General features: G+C 71.8%; 21 protein-coding genes. 11 read left to right on the top strand and 10 right to left on the bottom strand.

The window, feature by feature from the left end:
* Nucleotides 1-36: 36 nt before the first annotated feature.
* A complete protein-coding gene (locus tag IEY91_RS18615) occupies nucleotides 37-609 on the bottom strand; it encodes a heme-binding beta-barrel domain-containing protein (protein WP_164323441.1) in 573 nt (190 codons plus the stop codon).
* Between the two features lie 239 nt (nucleotides 610-848).
* Between IEY91_RS18615 and IEY91_RS18610 the strand changes: the two genes are divergently transcribed.
* Complete coding sequence (locus tag IEY91_RS18610) at nucleotides 849-1,106, top strand: DUF3099 domain-containing protein (RefSeq protein ID WP_164323439.1); 258 nt, start codon at nucleotides 849-851, stop codon at nucleotides 1,104-1,106.
* Nucleotides 1,107-1,175: 69 nt separating this feature from the next.
* Here the strand turns inward: IEY91_RS18610 and IEY91_RS18605 are convergent, their stop codons facing one another.
* From IEY91_RS18605 to IEY91_RS18580, 7 genes are all read right to left on the bottom strand, one after another.
* Entirely contained in the window at nucleotides 1,176-1,463 is a 288-nt protein-coding gene (locus IEY91_RS18605; protein WP_030362227.1) for a DUF1416 domain-containing protein, read from the bottom strand.
* A 33-nt stretch (nucleotides 1,464-1,496) separates the two neighbouring features.
* The gene (locus IEY91_RS18600; protein ID WP_189174871.1) at nucleotides 1,497-2,342 is read right to left on the bottom strand and encodes a sulfurtransferase; all 846 of its coding nucleotides are present in this window, start codon (nucleotides 2,340-2,342) and stop codon (nucleotides 1,497-1,499) included.
* Between the two features lie 157 nt (nucleotides 2,343-2,499).
* Complete coding sequence (locus IEY91_RS42660; RefSeq protein WP_352321565.1) at nucleotides 2,500-2,580, bottom strand: putative leader peptide; 81 nt, start codon at nucleotides 2,578-2,580, stop codon at nucleotides 2,500-2,502.
* A gap of 227 nt (nucleotides 2,581-2,807) precedes the next feature.
* Nucleotides 2,808-3,560, bottom strand: a complete 753-nt coding sequence (locus tag IEY91_RS18595) for an LmeA family phospholipid-binding protein (RefSeq protein ID WP_164323435.1) — start codon at nucleotides 3,558-3,560, stop codon at nucleotides 2,808-2,810.
* 133 nt (nucleotides 3,561-3,693) lie between these two features.
* Nucleotides 3,694-4,893 carry a hypothetical protein gene (locus IEY91_RS18590; RefSeq protein ID WP_189174870.1) on the bottom strand — a complete coding sequence of 400 codons (1,200 nt, stop codon included), beginning with the start codon at nucleotides 4,891-4,893 and terminating at the stop codon, nucleotides 3,694-3,696.
* A 10-nt stretch (nucleotides 4,894-4,903) separates the two neighbouring features.
* On the bottom strand, nucleotides 4,904-5,158 hold the full coding sequence (locus IEY91_RS18585) for a MoaD/ThiS family protein (RefSeq protein WP_164323431.1): 255 nt from the start codon (nucleotides 5,156-5,158) through the stop codon (nucleotides 4,904-4,906).
* 22 nt (nucleotides 5,159-5,180) lie between these two features.
* Nucleotides 5,181-6,071, bottom strand: a complete 891-nt coding sequence (locus tag IEY91_RS18580) for an alpha/beta hydrolase family protein (RefSeq protein WP_164323429.1) — start codon at nucleotides 6,069-6,071, stop codon at nucleotides 5,181-5,183.
* Nucleotides 6,072-6,376: 305 nt separating this feature from the next.
* Here IEY91_RS18580 and IEY91_RS18575 point away from each other — a divergent pair, with 305 nt between their 5' ends.
* The 6 genes from IEY91_RS18575 to abc-f all read left to right on the top strand — a co-directional run bounded on the left by IEY91_RS18575 (nucleotide 6,377) and on the right by abc-f (nucleotide 13,918).
* Entirely contained in the window at nucleotides 6,377-7,219 is an 843-nt protein-coding gene (locus IEY91_RS18575) for a response regulator transcription factor (protein WP_189174869.1), read from the top strand.
* 23 nt (nucleotides 7,220-7,242) lie between these two features.
* On the top strand, nucleotides 7,243-8,286 hold the full coding sequence (locus tag IEY91_RS18570) for a LacI family DNA-binding transcriptional regulator (protein ID WP_164323426.1): 1,044 nt from the start codon (nucleotides 7,243-7,245) through the stop codon (nucleotides 8,284-8,286).
* Between the two features lie 142 nt (nucleotides 8,287-8,428).
* Nucleotides 8,429-9,430 carry a S1C family serine protease gene (locus IEY91_RS18565; RefSeq protein ID WP_189174868.1) on the top strand — a complete coding sequence of 334 codons (1,002 nt, stop codon included), beginning with the start codon at nucleotides 8,429-8,431 and terminating at the stop codon, nucleotides 9,428-9,430.
* Nucleotides 9,431-9,740: 310 nt separating this feature from the next.
* Complete coding sequence (locus tag IEY91_RS18560; protein ID WP_189174867.1) at nucleotides 9,741-10,511, top strand: response regulator transcription factor; 771 nt, start codon at nucleotides 9,741-9,743, stop codon at nucleotides 10,509-10,511.
* The gene (locus tag IEY91_RS18555) at nucleotides 10,508-11,929 is read left to right on the top strand and encodes a HAMP domain-containing sensor histidine kinase (RefSeq protein WP_189174866.1); all 1,422 of its coding nucleotides are present in this window, start codon (nucleotides 10,508-10,510) and stop codon (nucleotides 11,927-11,929) included. Before IEY91_RS18560 ends, IEY91_RS18555 begins: the two co-directional genes overlap by 4 nt.
* A gap of 150 nt (nucleotides 11,930-12,079) precedes the next feature.
* Nucleotides 12,080-13,918, top strand: coding sequence for a ribosomal protection-like ABC-F family protein (gene abc-f, locus IEY91_RS18550; protein WP_373287977.1), 1,839 nt, complete (start codon nucleotides 12,080-12,082; stop codon nucleotides 13,916-13,918).
* On the opposite strand, the gene IEY91_RS18545 is transcribed toward abc-f, so the two are convergent.
* Entirely contained in the window at nucleotides 13,846-15,069 is a 1,224-nt protein-coding gene (locus IEY91_RS18545; RefSeq protein WP_189174865.1) for an LmeA family phospholipid-binding protein, read from the bottom strand. The genes abc-f and IEY91_RS18545 overlap by 73 nt on opposite strands.
* A 71-nt stretch (nucleotides 15,070-15,140) precedes the next feature.
* Nucleotides 15,141-16,976 (bottom strand): bifunctional metallophosphatase/5'-nucleotidase, encoded by a 1,836-nt coding sequence (locus IEY91_RS18540; RefSeq protein WP_189174864.1) that lies wholly within the window; start codon nucleotides 16,974-16,976, stop codon nucleotides 15,141-15,143.
* 212 nt (nucleotides 16,977-17,188) lie between these two features.
* On the opposite strand from IEY91_RS18540, the gene mshD reads away from it, so the two are divergent.
* The 4 genes from mshD to IEY91_RS18520 all read left to right on the top strand — a co-directional run bounded on the left by mshD (nucleotide 17,189) and on the right by IEY91_RS18520 (nucleotide 20,604).
* Nucleotides 17,189-18,121 (top strand): mycothiol synthase, encoded by a 933-nt coding sequence (gene mshD / locus IEY91_RS18535; RefSeq protein WP_189174863.1) that lies wholly within the window; start codon nucleotides 17,189-17,191, stop codon nucleotides 18,119-18,121.
* 106 nt (nucleotides 18,122-18,227) lie between these two features.
* On the top strand, nucleotides 18,228-18,698 hold the full coding sequence (locus IEY91_RS18530) for a GntR family transcriptional regulator (RefSeq protein WP_229697070.1): 471 nt from the start codon (nucleotides 18,228-18,230) through the stop codon (nucleotides 18,696-18,698).
* Nucleotides 18,695-19,606 carry an ABC transporter ATP-binding protein gene (locus IEY91_RS18525; RefSeq protein ID WP_189174862.1) on the top strand — a complete coding sequence of 304 codons (912 nt, stop codon included), beginning with the start codon at nucleotides 18,695-18,697 and terminating at the stop codon, nucleotides 19,604-19,606. The genes IEY91_RS18530 and IEY91_RS18525 overlap by 4 nt, the downstream gene beginning before the upstream one ends.
* Entirely contained in the window at nucleotides 19,603-20,604 is a 1,002-nt protein-coding gene (locus IEY91_RS18520) for an ABC-2 membrane transporter-related protein (protein ID WP_189174861.1), read from the top strand. Before IEY91_RS18525 ends, IEY91_RS18520 begins: the two co-directional genes overlap by 4 nt.
* Nucleotides 20,605-20,725 lie beyond the last annotated feature (121 nt).

Below are 20,725 nucleotides of genomic sequence, written 5' to 3'. Positions count from 1 at the left end.
GAAGTCTAGGCCCACGCCGCCCGCGCCGGTCCGGACCTACTTGAAGAAGGCGATGCCGTCGTCCGGCAGGTCGCCCAGGTTCCGTGCCATCTCGGCGACGTCCTCGGGCGTGACGACCTTCTTGAGCTGCGCGGACATGTACGGCCGCAGCGGCACCTCGGGCGTCTGCTTCTCGCCGACCCACATCAGGTCGCCCTTCACGTACCCGTACAGACGCTTGCCGCCGGTGTACGGGCCGGAGGCGGCCGTGCGGGCGACGGCGTCGGTGGCCAGGTCGATCTGCGGCTTCTGGTTGGCCAGCTCGCCGTACCAGACCTCGACGACGCCGTCCTGGCGGACCATGACGGTCTCGACCTTGCGGTCCTTGTCGATGCGCCAGAAGCCTGACTCCGACTCCAGCGGCTCCGCCTTGTTGCCCTCGGCGTCGAGCACCCACGTGTGCGAGCGGTACTCCAGGAAGTCCCGGCCGTCGTGCGTGAAGGAGACTTCCTGGCCGAAATTCGCCTTCTCGGAGCCGGGGAAGTCGGTGACGCCCGCGCCGGCCCAGTCGCCCAGGAGCCAGACGAGGGGGACGAGGTCGCGGTGCAGGTCGGACGGGATCTCGATCATGGGGTGCTCAGGAGTCTCTCGGTGGGGGGTGCGGTCAGCGCTGGCCCTGGTACAGCTTCTTCACGGTCAGACCCGCGAAGGCGAGGACGCCGACGCAGACCAGGACAAGGAGGGCGGAGAAGAAGGCCTCAAGCACGGAAGCTCCTTGGTGAGCGGTATGTAGGGCGGTACAGAGCCGCATCCCACTCTAGCCGTGCACGCACCGCCCCTCTCTGCGAGGTCGGCCGTACGCTGGACGTATGTACGCGCGAAGGCGCCATGTGTACTTCGCCATGATGGGCACGTGCCTGGCTCTGTTCGTCCTGGCCTGGGGTGTTGTGCGGCTGTGGTCGATTCCGGTCGCCGTCGGGATGTGCGTCGTGGCCATGGTGATCCCGCCGGTGGCCGCCATGGTGGCGAACCGGCGCGGTCCCGAGGACCGCTGGTGGGACGACCCCTCGGGGGACCCGAAGTCCGACGAGTGGTGGGACGAGCTCGACGGCAAGCGCCGCAGGTAGGCCGAAGGGCCGCACCCCGTGGCGTCCAACCCCTGGGGTGCGGCCCTGCGGCCTGTCCGCGTGACAGCGTCAGACGGCGATCGCGACCTCCGCGAGGCCGCCCGTCTGCGCGACGACCGTGCGGTCCGCCGAGCCGCCGGGGACCAGGGCCCGGACGGTCCACGTGCCCTCGGCCGCGTAGAAGCGGAACTGGCCCGTGGCGGAGGTCGGGACCTCCGCGGTGAACTCGCCGGTCGAGTCGAGCAGGCGCACGTAACCGGTGACGGGCTCGCCGTCGCGGGTCACCTGGCCCTGGATCGTGGTCTCACCGGGCTTGATCGTCGAAGCGTCCGGGCCGCCGGCCTTGGCTCCACACATGGTTACTCCTGGGGGAAGAGGGAAGGTCGGGGCTTACTTGTTGGCGCCGAGCTCGATCGGCACGCCCACCAGGGAGCCGTACTCGGTCCAGGAGCCGTCGTAGTTCTTGACGTTCGTCACGCCGAGCAGCTCGTGCAGCACGAACCAGGTCAGGGCGGAGCGCTCACCGATGCGGCAGTACGCGATGGTGTCCTTGGCGAGATCGACCTGCTCGTCGGCGTAGAGCGCCTTGAGCTCGTCGTCCGACTTGAAGGTGCCGTCGTCGTTGGCGTTCTTCGACCACGGGATGTTGCGGGCGCTCGGCACGTGGCCGGGGCGCTGCGACTGCTCCTGCGGGAGGTGGGCCGGGGCGAGCAGCTTGCCGGAGAACTCGTCGGGCGAGCGGACGTCGACCAGGTTCTGCGCGCCGATGGCGGCGACCACGTCGTCGCGGAAGGCGCGGATGGAGGTGTCCTGGGCCTTCGCCTTGTAGTCCGTGGCGGGACGGCTTGGGACCTGCGCGCCGTCGACCAGGTCGCGGGAGTCCAGCTCCCACTTCTTGCGGCCGCCGTCGAGGAGCTTCACGTCCTGGTGGCCGTACAGCTTGAAGTACCAGAAGGCGTAGGAGGCGAACCAGTTGTTGTTGCCGCCGTAGAGGACGACGGTGGAGTCGTTCGCGATGCCCTTGCCGGAGAGCAGCTTCTCGAAGCCCTCCTGGTCGATGAAGTCGCGGCGGACCGGGTCCTGGAGGTCCTTGGTCCAGTCGATCCGGATGGCGTTCTTGATGTGGTTCTTGTCGTACGCCGAGGTGTCCTCGTCCACCTCTACGATCACGACCTTCGGGTCGTCGATGTGGGCCTCGACCCAGTCGGCGTCTACCAGGACGTCGCTGCGGCTCATGCTGTTCTCCTCCGGGGCAGTTACGGCGGGGATGCGGGGATTGCGCGGTGGGTGCGCGTATGGGTACGCGGGGAGGCGCCGGCATACGGCACGGGGGCCCTGATGGTGACCTGGGATGGTCAACGGGCCGCGGGAATACGGGAGTTGAGGCTCCCGTTCAGAGAGTGCGACAGAGCATGGCGGCGACGCGGCACAGGTCCACTGCCCGCCGCTTCGTGAGGTCCGCCTGTCGGTGCATGCGTCCGATCGTAGGGACGCAGGGGTGGCCGTGTCACCGACGTGTCAGATACTGAGACGTTTTCGTCCAGGATATGGGCATGGGGACACTTTCCGGCCGGTCGGCGGGGTCCGCCGGACCGCGGACGCGGCGCGGGCGCCCGCCCACCATCTGAGGGACGGACGCCCGCGTCTCGTACTACGGACAACTACCGGGGCGGTTGCCAAGGACACCACCGGGACAGCGGCTCAGGACACCAGGTCCACGTTCTCGCCCTTCACGGCCACGTCCACGCCGTCCGGCGCCGCCTGCACGGTGTCGAGCTTGATGCCGCCGGGCAGGTCGGTGATCTTCTCCTGGAAGTCGGTGACGTCCCGGACCATGCCCTCGGGCAGCGGGATCGAGATGCCCATCACCTCGAGGTTCTTCGGGATCGTGTCGGCGTGCACCCGGATCGAGTCGCCCTCGACGGTCAGCGTGCTCAGTACGTGCACGGGCTTGGGCAGCTTCGTGCCGCCCTTGCTCACCTCGACCTCGACCTTGACCTTGCCGTTGCCGCCGTCGGAGAGGCCGACGACCTCGCCGGTGGCGCCGAGCGGCAGCTTCACGGGCTCGGCCTTGGCGGCCTTGAGCAACTCCTCGTAGGAGATCCGGGCGACGCCCGCGGCCGAGTCGGCGGTGGCGGAGCTGTAGTCGCTGGAGAAGTCGACGCCGTGCATGGTGGCGCTGAGGTCGGCGACGCGGATGGTGTCGCCGTCGGACTTGGCGTCGTAGTCCTTGATGCCGATCTCGACGTCGTCGAGCTTGCCGCCGAGCGCCTGGGTCAGGAACGGGAAGCCCTTGATGGACACGTCGGGGGTGCTGCTGAGCCCCTCCTGCGTCTTGATCTTCTCCGCCGCCTCGCCCTCCGCGAAGTTCACCGCGAACCGGTCGGCCGCGACGAAGAGGCCTCCCAGGACCACCACGACGATCAGGAGTATGCGTATCGCGCGCTTGCTCATGCCTGCTGTTCCCCGTCCCCCGCCTCGGCTGTCCGTTGCCGCGAGCCTAAAGGACGGGTCCCCGGCCCATGTGCCCGGCCGGGGACCTGTAGATCGAATGTGACGTTACGGTGCGTATCGGCACCGCCCGGACTCAGCCGAGGGCGCGCCCCATCACGTACACGGCGGGCGCGGCGGCCGCGAGCGGCAGCGCGACACCGGCCGTGAAGTGCACGAACCGCGACGGGTAGTCGTACGAGGCGACCCGGTGCCCGATCACGGCGCACACACCCGCGGCGAGCCCGAGCAGCGCGCCCTTGCTGCCGAAGTCCGTCGCCCCGCCCACCGCGATGCCCGCACCGGCCGCGGCGAGCAGCGCCACGACCACCGACGCGGGCGTCGGCAGCGGCAGCGCGCGGGCAAGCACGGTCACGGCGACGGCGACCCCGCCGACGGTGACGGCCTCGTGCGTGGCGGCGAGGTGCCCGGCCGCGATGATCGCGAGCGCGCTGGAGGCGAGGGTGGCCATCAGTCCTGCCATCCGCTCGTCCGCGCCCGCCCGGCTGCGCAACTGGAGCACGAGCACCAGCAGCACCCACACGCCGAGCGTGCCGAGGATCGCCGCGGGGGCGTTGCCCTCACCGGTGGCGAGCAGCGCGACGTCGGCGGCGACACCGCCCAGGAACGCGAGCGCGATGCCCTGCCGGGCGGGCCACATCCCGTTCAGCCGGAACCATCCGGCGGCCGTCACACCCTGCAGGATCACCAGCGGCACGAGCAGCGCGTACTGCCCGGCGGCGGCGCCCCCCGCGAGCAGCAGCCCGAGCACGGCGGTGAGCAGGGCGGGCTGCATCCCCGGCTCTATGATCGGCGACCGCCCCTCGGCCCGCGCCCGCTGCGCGTCGGTGACGCGGGGGTTGCCGGTGATGGTGGCGGGGCCGTAGGAGGGGTCGACTCCGGGGTCGGGCTCGGCGGGGGCAGCAGGGGCCGGGGCCGCGCGATGCCTCCCGGCAGGGGGTGGCGTCTGCTGCGCGGCAGGCGGTGGCGTCTGCTGCGCGGGCGGCGCCTGCCCGGCTGGGTACGCGCCGGAGTGGTCCACACCCGAGTACCCCTGCGGGGGTTCCGCATACGACTGCGGCGGCAGATACGCGGTCTCCGTCACGTCCGCCACCGGCGGAGCCGCATGCACCTGGGTGTCCCAGGTCTGCCCCTCCCACTGCTGGGTGGCGTACTGCTGCTGCGCGTACGGATCCTGGTGCCCCCAGGCCTCCTCGGCCTGCTGCGGCGGCGGGTACTGGTGCTGCTGCTGGGGGTGCGGGTACTGCTGATAAGGGTCGTACGGTTCGTTGCTCATCGCGTACGGGTCATCCTCCTGCGAACGGCGGGAGCACCTCGACCGTGCCGCCCTCGGCAAGCCGTACGGTCTCATGGGCGCGGGTTCCCACGGGGTCACCGTCGATGAGGAACGAGCAGCGCCGCAGCACGCGGTCGAGTTCTCCGGGGTGTCGCACGCGGGCGGCGCTGAGCGCCTCGGCCAGCGTGGCCTCGGCGTACGCCTCCTCGGCGACACCAGCGGCGGCCTTCGCGGCGGCCCAGTACCGAATGGTCCCGGTAGCCATGTGCCCCCTCCTTTCGCTCAGGTCACTCGGCGGTTGCCGACGTCCATGATGCCGTGAGCCAGGCGCCGATCCGGTCCAGGAGGGCGTCCTCCGCCGCGTGCTCGGCGTGCCCCATGCCGGGTTCCAGCCACAGCTCGGCCGAATCGCCCGCGGCGGCGGCCAGCATCCGGGGGTGGTCGACGGGGAAGTACGGGTCCCGGTCGCCGTGCACGATGAGGAGCGGGGTGGGGGCGATGAGCGGTACGGACTCGGCCGGCGACAGCGGTACGGGGTCCCACTCGCGCGGATGGATCCGGGTCCGCAGGCCGAGCCGCCCGACAAGCCGCCCCGCCCGCCGCGTCACCACCCAGTGCAGCCGCCGCATCGGAGCCGTACCCCGGTAGAACCACCGGGCCGGACCGCTGACCGAGACGACGGCGTCAACAGAACCGCCGGAACCGAAGGAACCGACGGAATCACCGCCGTCGGCGCGCGCTTCCGTGCGCCCCCCGTGCAGCGCCGCGTGCCGCAGCACCACGGAGCCGCCCATGGAGAATCCGACCGTCGCCACGCGCGTGTGCCCGAGCGAGCGCGCCCAGTCGACGGCGGCGGCGAGATCGAGCACCTCGCGATCGCCCACGGTGGAGTGACCGCCGGACCCTCCGTGCCCCCGGAAGGAGAACGTGATCACGGCCGCACGCTGCGCGAACACCCCCGCGGCCCGGCGCACGTGGGGCCGCCGCAGGTCCCCCGAGAAGCCGTGCGCGAGCACGATCGCGGGCCCGCCGACCGGCCCGGGACCGGGGTCGTACGCGGCTTCGATGGCCACCCCGTCCGAGGTACGGAGCGTTGTACGCAGCGTTGCGCTCCGTTGAACGCGAGTGATCGGCCGCACAGAAGATCGCGCCGTTTGACCTGCCGGACCGGAACTCATGTGGGCTATTGTGCTGCGCAGAGGATCCGGGCAGCGAAGCCCCCGGGTCCTTTCGTGCTTTCTGGGCACCTCGGGTACGAAGGCTCACCAAAGCCCCGTAAACGAAGCCTCAAGAACGGCGCGCGAGGTCACCACCCAGGGCGCGGGAGGTGTACCACGAGTACGAAGCAGTGCCGTAAACGTCCTCGCAGGGACCGAGGAGGAACCGACGTTATGGGCGAGCGAAACGTGCACGACCGTAGGACGGACCCAGGCCGGGGGCACCCCCTGCTCGAGCGAAGCCGAGAGCTTGGGGGCGGGGCGCGATGAGTTCTCTGCTGCTCCTGACCAATGCCCTTCAGCCGTCGACGGAGGTGCTTCCCGCCCTCGGCCTGCTCCTTCACCAGGTGCGGGTGGCCCCCGCCGAGGGCCCGGCTCTCGTCGACACCCCAGGTGCCGACGTCATCCTGATCGACGGGCGGCGCGACCTCCCCCAGGTCCGCAGCCTCTGCCAGCTCCTTCGCTCCACCGGCCCCGGCTGTCCGCTGGTGCTCGTGGTGACCGAGGGCGGCCTGGCCGCCGTCACCGCGGACTGGGGCATCGACGATGTCCTCCTGGACACCGCCGGGCCCGCCGAGGTCGAGGCGCGCCTTCGCCTGGCCATGGGCCGCCAGCAGATCACCGCCGACGACTCCCCCATGGAGATCCGCAACGGCGACCTCTCCGTGGACGAGGCGACGTACAGCGCGAAGCTGAAGGGCCGGGTCCTCGACCTGACCTTCAAGGAGTTCGAGCTGATCAAGTACCTGGCGCAGCACCCCGGCCGGGTCTTCACCCGCGCCCAACTGCTCCAGGAGGTCTGGGGCTACGACTACTTCGGCGGTACGCGGACGGTCGACGTCCACGTACGACGCCTTCGGGCCAAGCTCGGCGTCGAGCACGAGTCACTGATCGGCACCGTGCGCAACGTGGGCTACCGCTTCGTCGTGCCGGAGAAGGTGGACCGGGGCGCGGACGGGGAGAGCGCGAAGGCGGCGGCGCCGAAGCCCGAGGGCGAGCGCGGTTCCGGGCCCGCAGCGGGACGGGCCGCCGAGTCCGCCGCCGTACGGGCTTCCGATGCCGCCGCCGTACGGGCGAAGGAAGGCGTCGCACGCCCTGCTCAGGGCTGACTCCATCCGCGTAGACTGCGCGCGTGGCCAAGGTGACGCGGGACGATGTGGCGCGACTGGCGGGTACTTCGACCGCGGTCGTGAGCTACGTCATCAACAACGGACCGAGGCCGGTAGCCCCGGCCACGCGCGAGCGCGTACTGGCCGCGATCAAGGAACTGGGCTACCGCCCGGACCGGGTCGCGCAGGCCATGGCGTCCCGGCGCACGGACCTCATAGGCATGATCGTGCCGGACGCGCGGCAGCCGTTCTTCGCGGAGATGACGCACGCGGTCGAGCAGGCGGCGGTCGAGCGCGGAAAAATGGTCCTGGTCGGCAACGCGGACTACGTCGAGGAACGTGAGACCCACTACCTCCGCGCGTTCCTCGGCATGCGGGTCTCCGGCCTCATCCTCGTCAGCCACGGCCTGACCGACCAGGCCGCCGCCGAGATCGACGCCTGGGACGCGCGGGTGGTGCTGCTGCACGAGCGGCCCGAGGCGATCGACGACGTCGCCGTCGTGACGGACGACGTGGGCGGCGCCCAGCTCGCCACCCGCCACCTCCTCGAACACGGCCACGCGTACGTCGCCTGCGTCGGCGGCACGGCCGAGACGCCGACCGTCGGCGACCCCGTCTCCGACCACGTCGAGGGCTGGCGCCGCGCGATGCGCGAGGCCGGCATCCCGACCGAGGGCCGCCTCTTCGAGGCCCCGTACAACCGCTACGACGCCTATCAGGTCGCCCTCGGCTTCCTCGCCGGGCCCGACCGCCCCACCGCGATCTTCTGCTCCACCGACGACCAGGCGATCGGCGTCCTGCGGGCCGCGCGTGAGCTGCGCATCGACGTGCCCGGGGAGCTGGCCGTCGCCGGCTTCGACGACGTCAAGGAAGCGGGCCTGACGGACCCGCCGCTCACCACGGTCGCCTCCGACCGCCCCGCGATGGCCCGCGCGGCGGTCGACCTGGTCCTGGACGACGGCCTCCGGGTGGCGGGCTCGCGACGGGAGCGGTTGCGGGTGTTTCCCTCGCGGTTGGTGGTGCGGAGGTCTTGCGGGTGCGGGTCCGGGGTTGCGGCGGATTCCTGAGGGGTGCCTTGCCGGTTCCCCGGCTTCCTGCTCTCTCTGGTCTTTACATCGGGCTGGTCTTTACATCGGGCGAACAGGGTTCTGGTAGGACTCTCAGGGCGTCCTCAGGGCACTCTCATGTAGCGGGCACACGATCGTAGGCATGACAGAACCCTTCCGCCAGAACGGCGAGTACCCGCCTCCGCCCGCCTACCCCGCACCGGCCCCGGCCCCGGCTTCGCTGCCGGCCCCGCACCGGTCCGGGCGTCGTGCCCGTGGTCCCCTGGCCCTGCTCGCCGCCGTCGCGCTCGCCGCCGCGGCCGTCGGCGGTGGCACCGCGTACGCCTTCCAGACGCTGACCGGTGACGACAGCGGCAGCGGTGGCGCGAAGAACGTGAACGGGACCAGCGTCTCCACCGGCAGCAAGGGCACCGTCGCCGGTGTCGCCTCCGCCGTCTCGCCGAGCATCGTCGAGATCAACGCCACCACCGGCTCCGGCAAGTCCACCGGGTCCGGTGTCATCGTCACCTCCGACGGCGAGATCGTCACCAACAACCACGTCATCTCCGGCGCCACCGAGATCACCGTGCGGACCAGCGACGGCAAGACGTACAAGGCCAAGACCGTCGGCACCGACAGCAAGAAGGATCTCGCGCTGATCAAGCTGGAGGACGCGTCCGGGCTCAAGGCCGCGAGCCTCGGTGACTCCGACGACGTGCAGGTCGGGCAGGAAGTCGTCGCCATCGGGTCGCCCGAGGGGCTCACCGGGACCGTCACCAGCGGGATCATCTCCGCGCTCGATCGGGATGTGACCGTCTCCGCGGACCCCGGGCGGGGCCAGGGCGGTGAGGGGCAGCAGGGGCCCGGGGACGGGTGGCCGTTCGAGTTCGGTGGGGAGCAGTTCAACGGTGACACCGGGTCGTCGAAGACCACGTACAAGGCGTTGCAGACCGACGCGTCGCTCAATCCCGGGAACTCCGGGGGTGCGCTCATCGACATGGACGGGAACATTGTGGGGATCAACTCCGCTATGTACTCGCCGAGTTCGGCGGGGTCCGCGGGCGCGTCGGGCTCCGGGAGCGGGAGTGTGGGGCTCGGGTTCGCGATCCCGATCAACACGGTCAAGGGGGACTTGGCGAAGCTGCGGGCGGGGGCGACGGGCTGAGCCCTGGCGGGGCCTCCCCAATCCCGCCCCTTCCCGTAACCAGGGGCTGCCGCCCCTGGACCCCGCTATCGCCGCTTCGCGGCTCGTCCTCAAACGCCGGACGGGCTGAAACCCCCAGCCGCAGCGGCGCGGTTTTAGCCCGTCCGGCGTTTGAGGACGAGGCCGTCCAGGCCGATACGGGGGTCCGGGGGCAGAGCCCCCGGTTTCGGGAAGGGGCGGGATTGGGGAAAGCCCCGCAGGGCCCACCACCCGCACCCGTGCGACGCTGAACCCGCCCCCTCCGCCACACCCAGAAAGCCGAAGACACCCCATGAGCCCCGCCGAAGGCGACCGTGAGCACCAGCAAGCGCAGCAGCAGCGCATCCTGATCGTGGACGACGAACCCGCCGTACGCGAGGCCCTGCAGCGCAGCCTCGCGTTCGAGGGCTACGGCACGGAGGTCGCCGTGGACGGCGCCGACGCGCTGGAGAAGGCCGCGGCCTACCGCCCCGACCTCGTCGTACTGGACATCCAGATGCCCCGCATGGACGGCCTCACGGCCGCCCGCAGGCTCCGCGCCACCGGCTCCACGACCCCCATCCTGATGCTCACGGCCCGCGACACCGTCGGCGACCGCGTCACGGGCCTGGACGCGGGCGCCGACGACTACCTGGTCAAGCCCTTCGAGCTGGACGAACTCTTCGCCCGCATCCGCGCCCTGCTGCGCCGCAGCTCCTACGCCGCGGCGGCGGGCGAGGCCGCGGAGGACGACACCCTGTCCTTCGCCGACCTGCGCATGGACCTGGCGACGCGCGAGGTGACCCGCGGGTCGCGCACGGTCGAGCTGACGCGTACCGAGTTCACGCTCCTTGAGATGTTCCTCGCGCACCCGCGCCAGGTCCTGACCCGCGAGCAGATCCTGAAGTCCGTGTGGGGCTTCGACTTCGAGCCGTCCTCCAACTCCCTCGACGTGTACGTGATGTATCTGCGCCGCAAGACGGAGGCGGACGGCGAGCCGCGCCTGGTGCACACGGTGCGGGGGGTGGGGTACGTGTTGCGCGCCGACGCCTCGGGTTCCGGCGGGTCCGGCGGCGGCGCGTGAACCGGGTCGTCCGCCGCTTCCGCACGCTGCCGCTGCGTTCGCGGCTGGCACTGCTCGTCGCCACCGCGGTGGCCGTCGCCGTGGCGGCCGCGGCCGTGGCGTGCTGGTTCGTCGTACGGAACGTGCTGGTCAGCTCGTTGGACGACGCGTTGCGCGACCCCAATGTGTCGTACGAGTTCGTCAACAGCCAGGTCAACAGCGACGGTCAATGCCGGCGCTCGGTCATCGCCGACAACGACCGGCCCGACCTGTACAAGCAGACCGTCCAAGTGGTCGACCCGGCGGGCGGCAGTTGCGTCATCCTCGGCAAGCAGAAGATCGAGCTGAAGGAGTCGGACACGGCGGTCGCGCGGCGCGAGATCGAGGAGTCCTTCCACGACTCGACGGCGGCCAACGGCGACAAGTACCGCGTCTACACCTACCCCCTGCCGGGCTCCTCGTACGCCGTCTCCGTCGCCCGCCCCCTCAGCGAGGTCCAGGACACCCTCAGCAACCTCGTCCTGGTCCTCTCCCTGGTCGCCGGCGTAGGCGTCCTCGGCGCCGGAGCCGCCGGCCTCTGGGTGGCCCGCACCGGCCTTCGCCCCGTCGACGAACTCACCGCCGCCGTCGAACACGTCGCCCGCACCGAGGACCTGAACCTCCGGCTGCCCACCGACGAAGACAGCGACGACGAGATCGCCCGGCTCTCCCGGTCCTTCAACGCGATGACCTCCGCCCTCGCCTCCTCCCGCGACCTCCAGCAGCAGCTCATCGCCGACGCAGGGCATGAGCTGCGTACGCCGCTGACCTCGCTGCGCACCAACATCGAGCTGCTCGCCCGCAGCGACGAGACCGGGCGCGCCATCCCGCCCGACGACCGCCGGGCCCTGCTCGCCTCCGTCAAGGCCCAGATGACCGAACTCGCCTCGCTGATCGGCGACTTGCAGGAGCTGTCCCGGCCGGACGGCGCACAGTCCGGCGGCAAGGTGCAGGTCGTCGCGCTGCACGACGTCGTGGACGCGGCCCTGGAGCGGGCCCGGCTTCGCGGTCCTGAGCTGACCTTCGACGCCGACCTCCACCCGTGGTTCGTACGGGCGGAGCCCCCGGCCCTGGAGCGGGCCATCGTGAACATCCTCGACAACGCGGTGAAGTTCGGTCCGCCGGGCACGGTCGTCGAAGTCGGCCTGAGGAAGGGCGAGCTGACCGTGCGGGACCACGGGCCCGGCATCCCCGAGGACGAACTCCCGCACGTCTTCGACCGGTTCTGGCGCTCGCCCACCGCCCGCAGCCTGCCCGGCTCGGGGCTCGGCCTCTCCATCGTGGCGCGTACGGTCCGGCACGCGGGCGGCGAGGTCACGCTCGGGCCCGCGGACGGCGGGGGCACGGTGGCGACGGTGCGGCTGCCGGGGGCGGGGACGCCGCCGCCCCCGGCGCCCTGAGGGCTTGAGGGTTTCATTCGCCAACGAGACGATGCGTCTTGCGTAAGCGAGGGCATGGGGTTACGGTGAGGTCGTTCCGCTGACGAGACGAGACGTCTCGCCGATCGGCCCAACGGAATCACTCACCGTCCCCTGCGAAAGAAGCCCGACTTGTTCCGTGCCCCAGCAGCACCCGCCACCACGACCGCCGCCGCTCGCGTCACCACCTCCCAGCTCACCCTCACCGACGTCACCAAGCGCTACGCCGACCACCTCGTCCTCGACCGCGTCCGGCTCACCGTCCGGCCGGGCGAGAAGGCCGGTGTCATCGGGGACAACGGCTCGGGCAAGTCCACGCTGCTGCGGCTGCTCGCCGGGCGGGAGCGGCCCGACAACGGCGTCGTCACCGTCGTCGCCCCGGGCGGCACCGGGCATCTCGCGCAGACCCTGGACCTGCCGGACAGCGCACGCGTGGGCGACGCGATCGACCTCGCGCTCGCCGAACTGCGGTCCCTGGAGCGGCGTATCCAGGCGGCCGGAGCGGCCCTGGACGGCGCGGGCCCGGACGCGTACGACGCCTACGCGGCCCTCGTCGCGCGGTTCGAGGCCCGCGGCGGCTACGGCGCGGACCGTCGCGTCGACATCGTCCTGCGGCACCTGGGCGAGCACTCCGGGCTCGACCGTTCGCGGCGGCTCGGCACGCTGTCCGGCGGGCAGCGGTCCCGGCTCGCGCTCGCCGCGACGCTCGCCTCCGCGCCCGAACTGCTGCTCCTCGACGAGCCGACCAACGACCTCGACGACGAGGCCGTGGCCTGGCTGGAGGAGCGGCTGCGCGCCCACCGCGGCACCCTCGTCGCCGTCACCCACGACCGGACGTTCCTCGACCGCGTCACCGACACCGTCGTCGAGATCGACCAGGTCACGCGTTCCGTGCGGCGGTACGGCGACGGGTACGCGGGCTATCTGACGGCGAAGGCCGCCGAACGCGCCCGTCAGGAGCGGGAGTACGAGGAGTGGCGCGCCGAAGTGGCCCGCCAGTCGCGGCTCGCCGACTCCGGCATCGGACGCCTCGACGCGATCCCCCGCAAGGCCCCGGCGGCCTTCAGCGGCGCGGGCGCCTTCCGGGCCCGGTCGCGGGCGCACGGCGCGATGAGCCGCATCCGCAACGCCCGCGAGCGCCTCGCGCGCCTGACGGAGAACCCGGCGCCCGCGCCGCCGCGGCCGCTGCGGTTCGCTGCGAGCGTCGTGGGGGCGGCCCAGTGCGCGGTGGAGCTCGCGGACGTCCGCGTACCGGGGCGGCTCGCGCTCGACGCCCTGCACGTCCCGGCCGGGGGCCGCCTCCTCGTGACCGGACCCAACGGGGCGGGCAAGTCCACGCTGCTCCGGGTCCTCGCGGGCGAGCTGGCTCCGGAGCCGGGGGCCACGGTGCGGCGGCCCGCCCGGGTCGGGCTGCTGCGGCAGGTGGAAGCACCTATGTCCCGTGCGGAGGGGGCACGTTCGCTCCTGGCGGCCTTCGGCGAGGACCGCGCCGAGGAACTGCTCGCGCTCGGCCTCTTCCGGGAGGAGGACCTGCGCCGCCCGGTCGGCACCCTGTCCACGGGGCAGCGCCGCCGCCTCGAACTGGCCCGCCTGGTCACGCGCCCGTACGACCTGCTCCTCCTGGACGAGCCGACGAACCACGTCTCGCCCGCGCTGGTGGAGGACCTGGAGGCGGCGCTTTCGACGTACGCGGGAACGCTGGTCGTTGTCACGCACGACAGGCGGATTCGGGCGGGGTACGGGGGCCCGACCCTGACCCTGGGTCGCCCTTCCCACCCACCCGCCCTTTTAGCCCGTCCGGCGTTTGAGGACGAGGCCGTTCAGGCCGATTGCGGGGGTCCGGGGGCGGCAGCCCCCGGTTTCGGGAAGGGGTGGGATTGGGGAATGCCCCGCAGGGCCTACCCCCCGAACCCGATCCCGTACCCCTCAACCCCCACCCGGATCCCGTCCTCCTCCACCTTCACGCCCTGAAGCCGCATCGCACCCTCGCCAGGCAGCTTCGGCAACTGGAAGGCCAGGGACAGCCGGTCGACGAGAACAGGCCGGGTGAGGGCGTCGAGCCCCTTGAGCAGGGCAGGGTCGAGCCCGAGCCGCTTCAGGAGGGCGGGATGCCCCGCCGCCACCTCGATCAGATTCAGCCGCATCACGTCATCGACGAACTCCGGCGACCCGGTGACGTCGTTGAGCTTGGCGTCACTGCGCAGAGCATCCCGCACGGCCGCGTCCGGCACCCCCAGGCGCCGGGCGATCTCGGGCACCGCGAGCAGAGCCTTGGCCTGGGACGACTCGTCGGCCACGCGGCGCGCGCCGGTGCGGCTGAGGTGCAGGCCCTCGGAGTCCCGCGCGCCCGGCCGGTAGGTCGCCATGTCGCCGATGTCCAGACGCATCCGGTCGATGTCGGTGGCGACACCACGATCGCCGTCGCGCTCGATGCGGGCGTCCGCGCGGACCTTCAGGTCGTGCCCGGCGACGGGCAGGGTGCCGCGGGCGTACACCTTGTCGCGGCCGTGACCGGTGAAGGTGACCTGGGAGGCGCCCAGCTCACGGTTGAGGTCGTCGAAGGAGAGGAGCACCTCGCCGCGCATCCGGCCGATGACGGCGCCGGTCAGGGAGGTGGGCCCGTCGCCCTTCATGGTCACGTCGGTGGCGGTCGCGGAGACCTTGGCGAGCGAGACGCGGTCGGCGGCGACGTCCGGGACGGTCACCCGCACCTTCTCCAGGCGCTGGTCGAAGACCTGGGTGAGGAAGGGGAAGCCCTCGATGTCGACCTCGGGCGCCGCGCTCAGGTCGAGCTGGTCCTTGAGCTTGTCGGCGGCCTCGTGCTCGGCGTAGAGCAGGGCCCAGCGGTCGACGAGGACCAGGAACGCGGCGGCCACGGCGAGGGCGACGACGGCCTTCGCGGCCGGCGGGAGCCCGGCGAACCGGTTGCGGCGCCGACGGCTGCCGCGCCGGTGGTTGGGCGGCTCCCACGGAGTCTCGGCGGCATCCTCGGGCTCCTCCTCGAGGAAGTCCTCCAGGGGGTTGGGCGCGAGGGCGCCGAGCTCTTCGTATGGATTGTGGGGAGATGTCGCAACGTACGGATGGTGAGGGGATATCTCTTCGGACGGATCAGAAACGGCCATGCGGTGGGGGGAACGCATCAAGCGATCTCACCATACGTTCACACCCCACCCCAAGCTTGTTCGCCGGAGAGCTACTTCACAACGGCAATGCGGTCCGCCTTCGGCGGCGCGATCGGCTTGTCGGCCGAGGAGTTGGCGGCGAAGTAGTCGTTGAGCGCCTTCAGGTCGTCCGCGCCGACCAGCGGCTTCGTGCCCTTGCCCAGCTCGGCGAAGCCGTCGCCGCCGCCCGCGAGGAAGGAGTTCAGGGCGACGCGGTAGGTGGCGTTCGGGTCGAGCGCCTTGCCGTTCAGCTTCACGGAGTCGGTGACGATCCGGTCGGCGCCGGACTTCGTCATGTCGAGGGTGTAGGTGAAGCCGTCCGAGACCTGGAGGATCTTCGGCGAGGCCTCGTTCGGGCCGCTGACCTGCTGGCGCAGCGCGGTCAGGAGCTGCGCGCCGGTGAGGTCGATCAGGTTCACGGTGTTGCTGAACGGCTGCACGGTGAACGCCTCGCCGTACGTCACGACGCCGTCGCCCTCGCTGCCGCTCGCCTTGTGGACGAGGTCGGAGCGGATGCCGCCGGGGTTCATCAGGGCCAGGCTCGCCTTGGGATCAAGGGACTTGGCGTGCGCGAGCTGCGCGTCGGAGATCAGGTCGCCGAGCGGGGACTCGGGCGAGGCGGCGCCGCGGCCGGGGATGTCGCCGGAGATGAAGCCGACGGGCTTGCTCGCGATGGGCGCGGCCAGCTTGTCCCAGCGACCGATGAGGCGCGTCATGTCGGCGGCCTTGGGCTGCGTACGGCTGACGACGTGGTTCGCCGACTTCACGCTGGTTCGGACGATGTCCTTGGTCCTGCGGTCGTACGTCAGCGTGGTGTCCGTGTAGAGCTTGCCGTACGAGGACGCCGAGGTGACCATGCGCGGCTTGCCGGACGGGTCCGGGATGGTGCAGACGTACGCCTGGTGGGTGTGGCCCGTCACGAACGCGTCGACCTTGGGCGATGCGGCCTTGGCGATCGCGGTGATCGGGCCCGAGATGCCGTCGCCCGCGCCCGGGGAGTCGCAGTTGTAGTTGTACGCCTGGCTCGCCGGGGAGCCGCCCTCGTGGATGAGCGTGACGATCGACTTCACGCCCTGCTTGTCGAGGATCTTCGCGTACTTGTTGATCGTCTCGACCTCGTCGTGGAACTTCAGGCCCTTGATGCCGTCGGCCGAGACGATGTCCGGGGTGCCCTCCAGGGTCAGCCCGATGAAGCCGATCTTCACGCCCTTGTGCTTCCACACCGAGTAGGGCTTGAGGAGGGGCTTGCCGGTCTTCTCCTTGGTGACGTTCGCCGTGAGGTAGGGGAAGTCGGCGCCCTTGAACTTCTTCGCCTTGCCGTGCTTGTCCTTCTCGTAGCAGCCGTCCTTGGGGTGGCAGCCGCCGTTCTGGATGCGCGCCAGTTCCTTCGCGCCCTCGTCGAACTCGTGGTTGCCGACGCTGGAGACGTCGAGGTCCATCTTGTTCAGGGCCTCGACGGTCGGCTCGTCGTGGAAGAGCCCCGAGAGCAGCGGGCTGCCGCCGATGAGGTCGCCGGCCGCGGCGGTGACGGAGTACGGGTGGCCCTTGCGGGCCGTGCGCAGGGACGTCGCGAGGTACTCGGCGCCGCCCGCGTCGATCTTCTTCTCGGTCCCGTCCGGCTGCTTCTCGGTGACCTGGCCCGAGGACCCGGCAGGCGCCTGGAGGTTGCCGTGGAAGTCGTTGAAGGAAAGGAGCTGCACGTCGACGGTGCGCTTCTTGTCCTTGGCCGGCGCCCCGCCCGACCCGTCCTGCCCGGCGGTCGCGGGCAGCGCGGCGGCGAGCGCGCCGACGGTGGCGAGGCCCGCCGCGACGGCGAGGACGCGGGTGGCTCGGCGCCTGGGCCTGCGGTGCTTCGGTATGGCGGACACGGGTTCCCCCCGGGGGCGTTACGGACGACTCGGACCGTCGGGAAGCCTAGGGTCAACGCGCGTAGCGCAACAGGGCTCCGCTGGTTACAGGGTGGTTGCCATTTGTCTGCCGGAAGACTTCGGCTGAGGCATTCATCGCGCTGCGCGCTCGTCCTCAATCGCCGGACGGGCTCTATCTGTGGCACCCCTTCCGTCCCCCTTACCCTCGACTCATGACAGACGAGCAGCCCGCCGAGGCCCCCGCACTCCGCCGGATCGACACCTACGACGCCCTCTCGGCCGAGCAGGCCACCGCCGTGCTCAGGCTGCTCGCGGACGCGGCCCGGACCGACGGCCAGCAGGCCGTGTCCGAGCAGGGACGGCTGCAGCTCAAGGGCGACCCGCGGGCAGGCGTACGGCATCTGCTGCTCACCGTCGACGCCGAACTCGCCGGATACGCGCAGCTGGAGGACACCGACCCGATCGAGGCCCCCGCCGCCGAGCTGGTCGTGCACCCGGCCCACCGCGGTCACGGGCACGGCCGCGCGCTCGGCACGGCGCTGCTCGGCGAGTCCGGGCGGCGGCTGCGGGTGTGGGCGCACGGCGGGCACTCCGCGGCGCGCCACCTGGCCCAGGTGCTCGGCCTGACGCTGTTCCGCGAACTGCGCCAGATGCGGCGCCCGTTGGCGGATCTGGACCTGCCCGAGCCGGTGTTCCCGGAGGGTGTCCGCGTACGTGCCTTCGTGCCCGGCGAGGACGACGCGGCGTGGCTCGCGGTGAACGCCGAGGCGTTCGCGCACCACCCCGAGCAGGGCTCGCTGACCCAGCGCGACCTCGACGACCGCAAGGCGGAGGCGTGGTTCGACCCGGCCGGGTTCTTCCTGGCCGAGCGCGAGGCGGACGGCGAGCTGGTCGGCTTCCACTGGACGAAGGTGCACGCGGCGGAGCGTCTCGGTGAGGTGTACGTCCTCGGGGTGCGGCCGGGCGCGCAGGGCGGCGGCCTCGGCAAGGCGCTCACCACCGTCGGCCTGCGCCACCTCGCGGCGGCGGGCCTTCCGACGGCGATGCTGTACGTCGACGCGGACAACAAGGCGGCGGTCAGCGTGTACGAGCGGCTCGGGTTCGTGACGCACGAGACGGACCTGATGTACCGCACGGAGTCGTAAGGACAGAGCAAGAAGGCAACACCCCAGGGGGCGGCGTCACTTGACGCCGCCCCCTCTCTTGCACCACCCTTTCACTACTCAATTAGTGAAAGGGTGGTGCAAGGCAGTGGTCGAGTACCGCATCGACCGGCGCAGTGGCGTCGCCACCTACCTCCAGATCGTCCAGCAGACCCAACAGGCCCTGCGCCTCGGCCTGCTGGAGCCCGGCGACAAGCTGCCGACGGCACGCGAGGTCGTCGAGGCCACCGCGATCAACCCGAACACCGTCCTGAAGGCCTACCGCGAGCTGGAGCGCGAAGGCCTGGTGGAGGCCCGCCGCGGCCTCGGCACGTTCGTCCGCAAGTCCCTCGGCAGCACCCCGGCCGACTCACCGCTGCGCGGCGAGCTCCTGGAGTGGGCCGGGCGCGCCCGCGCGGCCGGCCTGGAGCGGGACGACGTGGCGGCGCTGTTCACGGCCGTACTGGACGAGCAGTTCACACCGGAGCGGCTCGCATCGGAGCAGGACACGACCGGCAGGGGCACAACGGTCAAGGCCACGCCCGCCAAGAACCCGACCGCCAAAGGGGACCCCGCATGACCGACACCGCCATGGAGGCGGCCGACCTCACCCTGGCCTACGGCCGCCGCCGCGCGCCCGCGCTGCGCGGCTGCTCCTTCCGGCTCGCCGCCGGCCGCGTGTGCGCGGTCGTCGGGCCGAACGGCGCCGGGAAGTCCACGCTGCTCGCGCTCGCCGCGGGCCTGCTGCGCCCGACGTCCGGGCGGCTCGCCGTGCTCGGCGGATCCCCGGCCGACGTACGCACCCGGATCGCGTACGTGGCACAGGACAAGCCGCTCTACCCGCAGCTCACGATCGCCGAGACGCTGCGCCTCGGCGCCGAACTGAACCCGGGCCGCTGGGACGCCGCCCTCGCCGCACGCGTGGTGGCCGACGGCGAGCTCGACCCGGGCGCCCGCGTCCGCTCCCTCTCCGGCGGCCAGCGCACCCGCGTCGCGCTCGCCCTCGCGCTCGGCAAGCGCGCCGAACTCCTGCTCCTGGACGAGCCGATGGCCGACCTCGACCCGCTCGCCCGCCACCAGCTGATGGGCACGCTGATGGCCGAGGCCGCCGAACACGGCACCACCGTCGTCATGTCGTCCCACATAGTCGGCGAACTCGCCGACACCTGCGACCACTTGCTCCTTGTGTCCGGCGGCCGGGTCCGGCTCGGCGGCGGCATCGACGACCTGGTCAACGCCCACGCCCTGATCACAGGCGCCCGGCCGCTCACCGATCTCGCGGCGCACACCGTCGTCGAGTCCCACGCCACCGGCCGCGGACTCACCGCCCTCGTACGCCCCGACGGACCCCTGCGCCTCGACAGCGGCTGGGACGTCGAAGAACCGTCCCTGGAGGAGCTGTTGCTCGCCCACCTGCGCTCCCCCGACGCGCCGCCACTGCTCACCCCCGGCGCGAACCCCGCCGACCGCACGGCGGTGACGGCATGACCACCGCTTCCCTGACCCCGAGCCCGACCCCGACCGCGGCCGACACCTCCCCCACCCCCGTCCCGCGCGGCACCCACCGGTCCGTCCTGCGCCTGCACCGCACCACCCTGTGGGCCGCCCTCGCGCTCACCGTCCTCGCCCTCGCCGTGACGGGCTATCTGCGCCTGGCACACGAAGGGCGCCCCGGACTCATCCGGCTCCTGGGCCTCTCCAACGCCGACGACCTGCTGCACACGTATCTCCAACGCGGCTCGGTCGCCCTGCTCTTCGTGCCGCTCGCCGTCGCCGCCTTCACCGCGGGCCCGCTCGTCGCCCGCGAACTCGAGGCCGGGCTGCACAAGTTCGCCTGGACGCAAGGAGACTCGCCTGCCCGCTGGCTCGGCGCGCGGCTCACCGTGGCCGCCGTGCTCGCCGTCGCCGCGGGCCTCGCGGTCCTCGCCGTCTTCTGGGTCGGCGGCTCCGGACTCGTGCACGCCGTGGGGGACTCCCTGTACCTGGGCTGGTCGGACGGCCCGGTGTACGCGGCCACCGGGCCCGTCGCCGTCGCGTACTGCCTGCTCGCGGCTGCCGTCGGCGCGCTCGCCGGGCTGCTCGTGCGCCGCACCCTGCTCGCCATGTCCGCCGCGGGGGCCGTCACCGGCGCCGTCCTGTGGCTGCTCAGCAGCGTCCGCTGGGACCTCTTCCCGGTCCGCACCGCCACCGGCTCCAGTGCCCGCGAACGCGCCAACTGGTTCCCCGGCGACGTCCCCGCCGACAACTACGTCATGGACCAGGGCGTGACCAACGCCGCCGGGGAGCGCTTCGCCCCGGGCCAGTGCCTCCCGGACCACCCCGCCCCCTCCTGCCCCGCCGACACCCGCGTCGTCGAGGCGTGGGCGGACTTCCACCCCCGCTCCCACTTCTGGTACGTACAGCTCATCGAGACCGGAATCGTCCTCGCCCTCGCCGCGGCGGCGGTGTACGCGGGCTTCTGGCTGCTGCGGCGGCGTACGCCCTGAATCGTGCCCGAACGGGCGGTACCGGATGGGGCTCAGGTCCCCCCGGCGTGTAGATGCCGGGGGGACGCCAGCCGCACTCCCGCACGTCATGTCGGCGTAACCATTGATTCAGACAGGCTTG

The organism is Streptomyces lasiicapitis, assembly GCF_014646335.1.
Classification (GTDB): Bacteria; Actinomycetota; Actinomycetes; order Streptomycetales; family Streptomycetaceae; genus Streptomyces; species Streptomyces lasiicapitis.
This window is presented reverse-complemented; position numbering and strand designations above follow the sequence as displayed.

Bases quoted from the DNA above. Each gene is read 5' to 3' on its own strand.
- IEY91_RS18615 (WP_164323441.1), bottom strand. From the start codon at position 609: ATGATCGAGATCCCGTCCGACCTGCACCGCGACCTCGTCCCCCTCGTC.
- IEY91_RS18610 (WP_164323439.1), top strand. From the start codon at position 849: ATGTACGCGCGAAGGCGCCATGTGTACTTCGCCATGATGGGCACGTGC.
- IEY91_RS18605 (WP_030362227.1), bottom strand. From the start codon at position 1,463: ATGTGTGGAGCCAAGGCCGGCGGCCCGGACGCTTCGACGATCAAGCCC.
- IEY91_RS18600 (WP_189174871.1), bottom strand. From the start codon at position 2,342: ATGAGCCGCAGCGACGTCCTGGTAGACGCCGACTGGGTCGAGGCCCAC.
- IEY91_RS42660 (WP_352321565.1), bottom strand. From the start codon at position 2,580: ATGCACCGACAGGCGGACCTCACGAAGCGGCGGGCAGTGGACCTGTGC.
- IEY91_RS18595 (WP_164323435.1), bottom strand. From the start codon at position 3,560: ATGAGCAAGCGCGCGATACGCATACTCCTGATCGTCGTGGTGGTCCTG.
- IEY91_RS18590 (WP_189174870.1), bottom strand. From the start codon at position 4,893: ATGAGCAACGAACCGTACGACCCTTATCAGCAGTACCCGCACCCCCAG.
- IEY91_RS18585 (WP_164323431.1), bottom strand. From the start codon at position 5,158: ATGGCTACCGGGACCATTCGGTACTGGGCCGCCGCGAAGGCCGCCGCT.
- IEY91_RS18580 (WP_164323429.1), bottom strand. From the start codon at position 6,071: ATGAGTTCCGGTCCGGCAGGTCAAACGGCGCGATCTTCTGTGCGGCCG.
- IEY91_RS18575 (WP_189174869.1), top strand. From the start codon at position 6,377: ATGAGTTCTCTGCTGCTCCTGACCAATGCCCTTCAGCCGTCGACGGAG.
- IEY91_RS18565 (WP_189174868.1), top strand. From the start codon at position 8,429: ATGACAGAACCCTTCCGCCAGAACGGCGAGTACCCGCCTCCGCCCGCC.
- IEY91_RS18560 (WP_189174867.1), top strand. From the start codon at position 9,741: ATGAGCCCCGCCGAAGGCGACCGTGAGCACCAGCAAGCGCAGCAGCAG.
- IEY91_RS18545 (WP_189174865.1), bottom strand. From the start codon at position 15,069: ATGGCCGTTTCTGATCCGTCCGAAGAGATATCCCCTCACCATCCGTAC.
- mshD (WP_189174863.1), top strand. From the start codon at position 17,189: ATGACAGACGAGCAGCCCGCCGAGGCCCCCGCACTCCGCCGGATCGAC.
- IEY91_RS18525 (WP_189174862.1), top strand. From the start codon at position 18,695: ATGACCGACACCGCCATGGAGGCGGCCGACCTCACCCTGGCCTACGGC.
- IEY91_RS18520 (WP_189174861.1), top strand. From the start codon at position 19,603: ATGACCACCGCTTCCCTGACCCCGAGCCCGACCCCGACCGCGGCCGAC.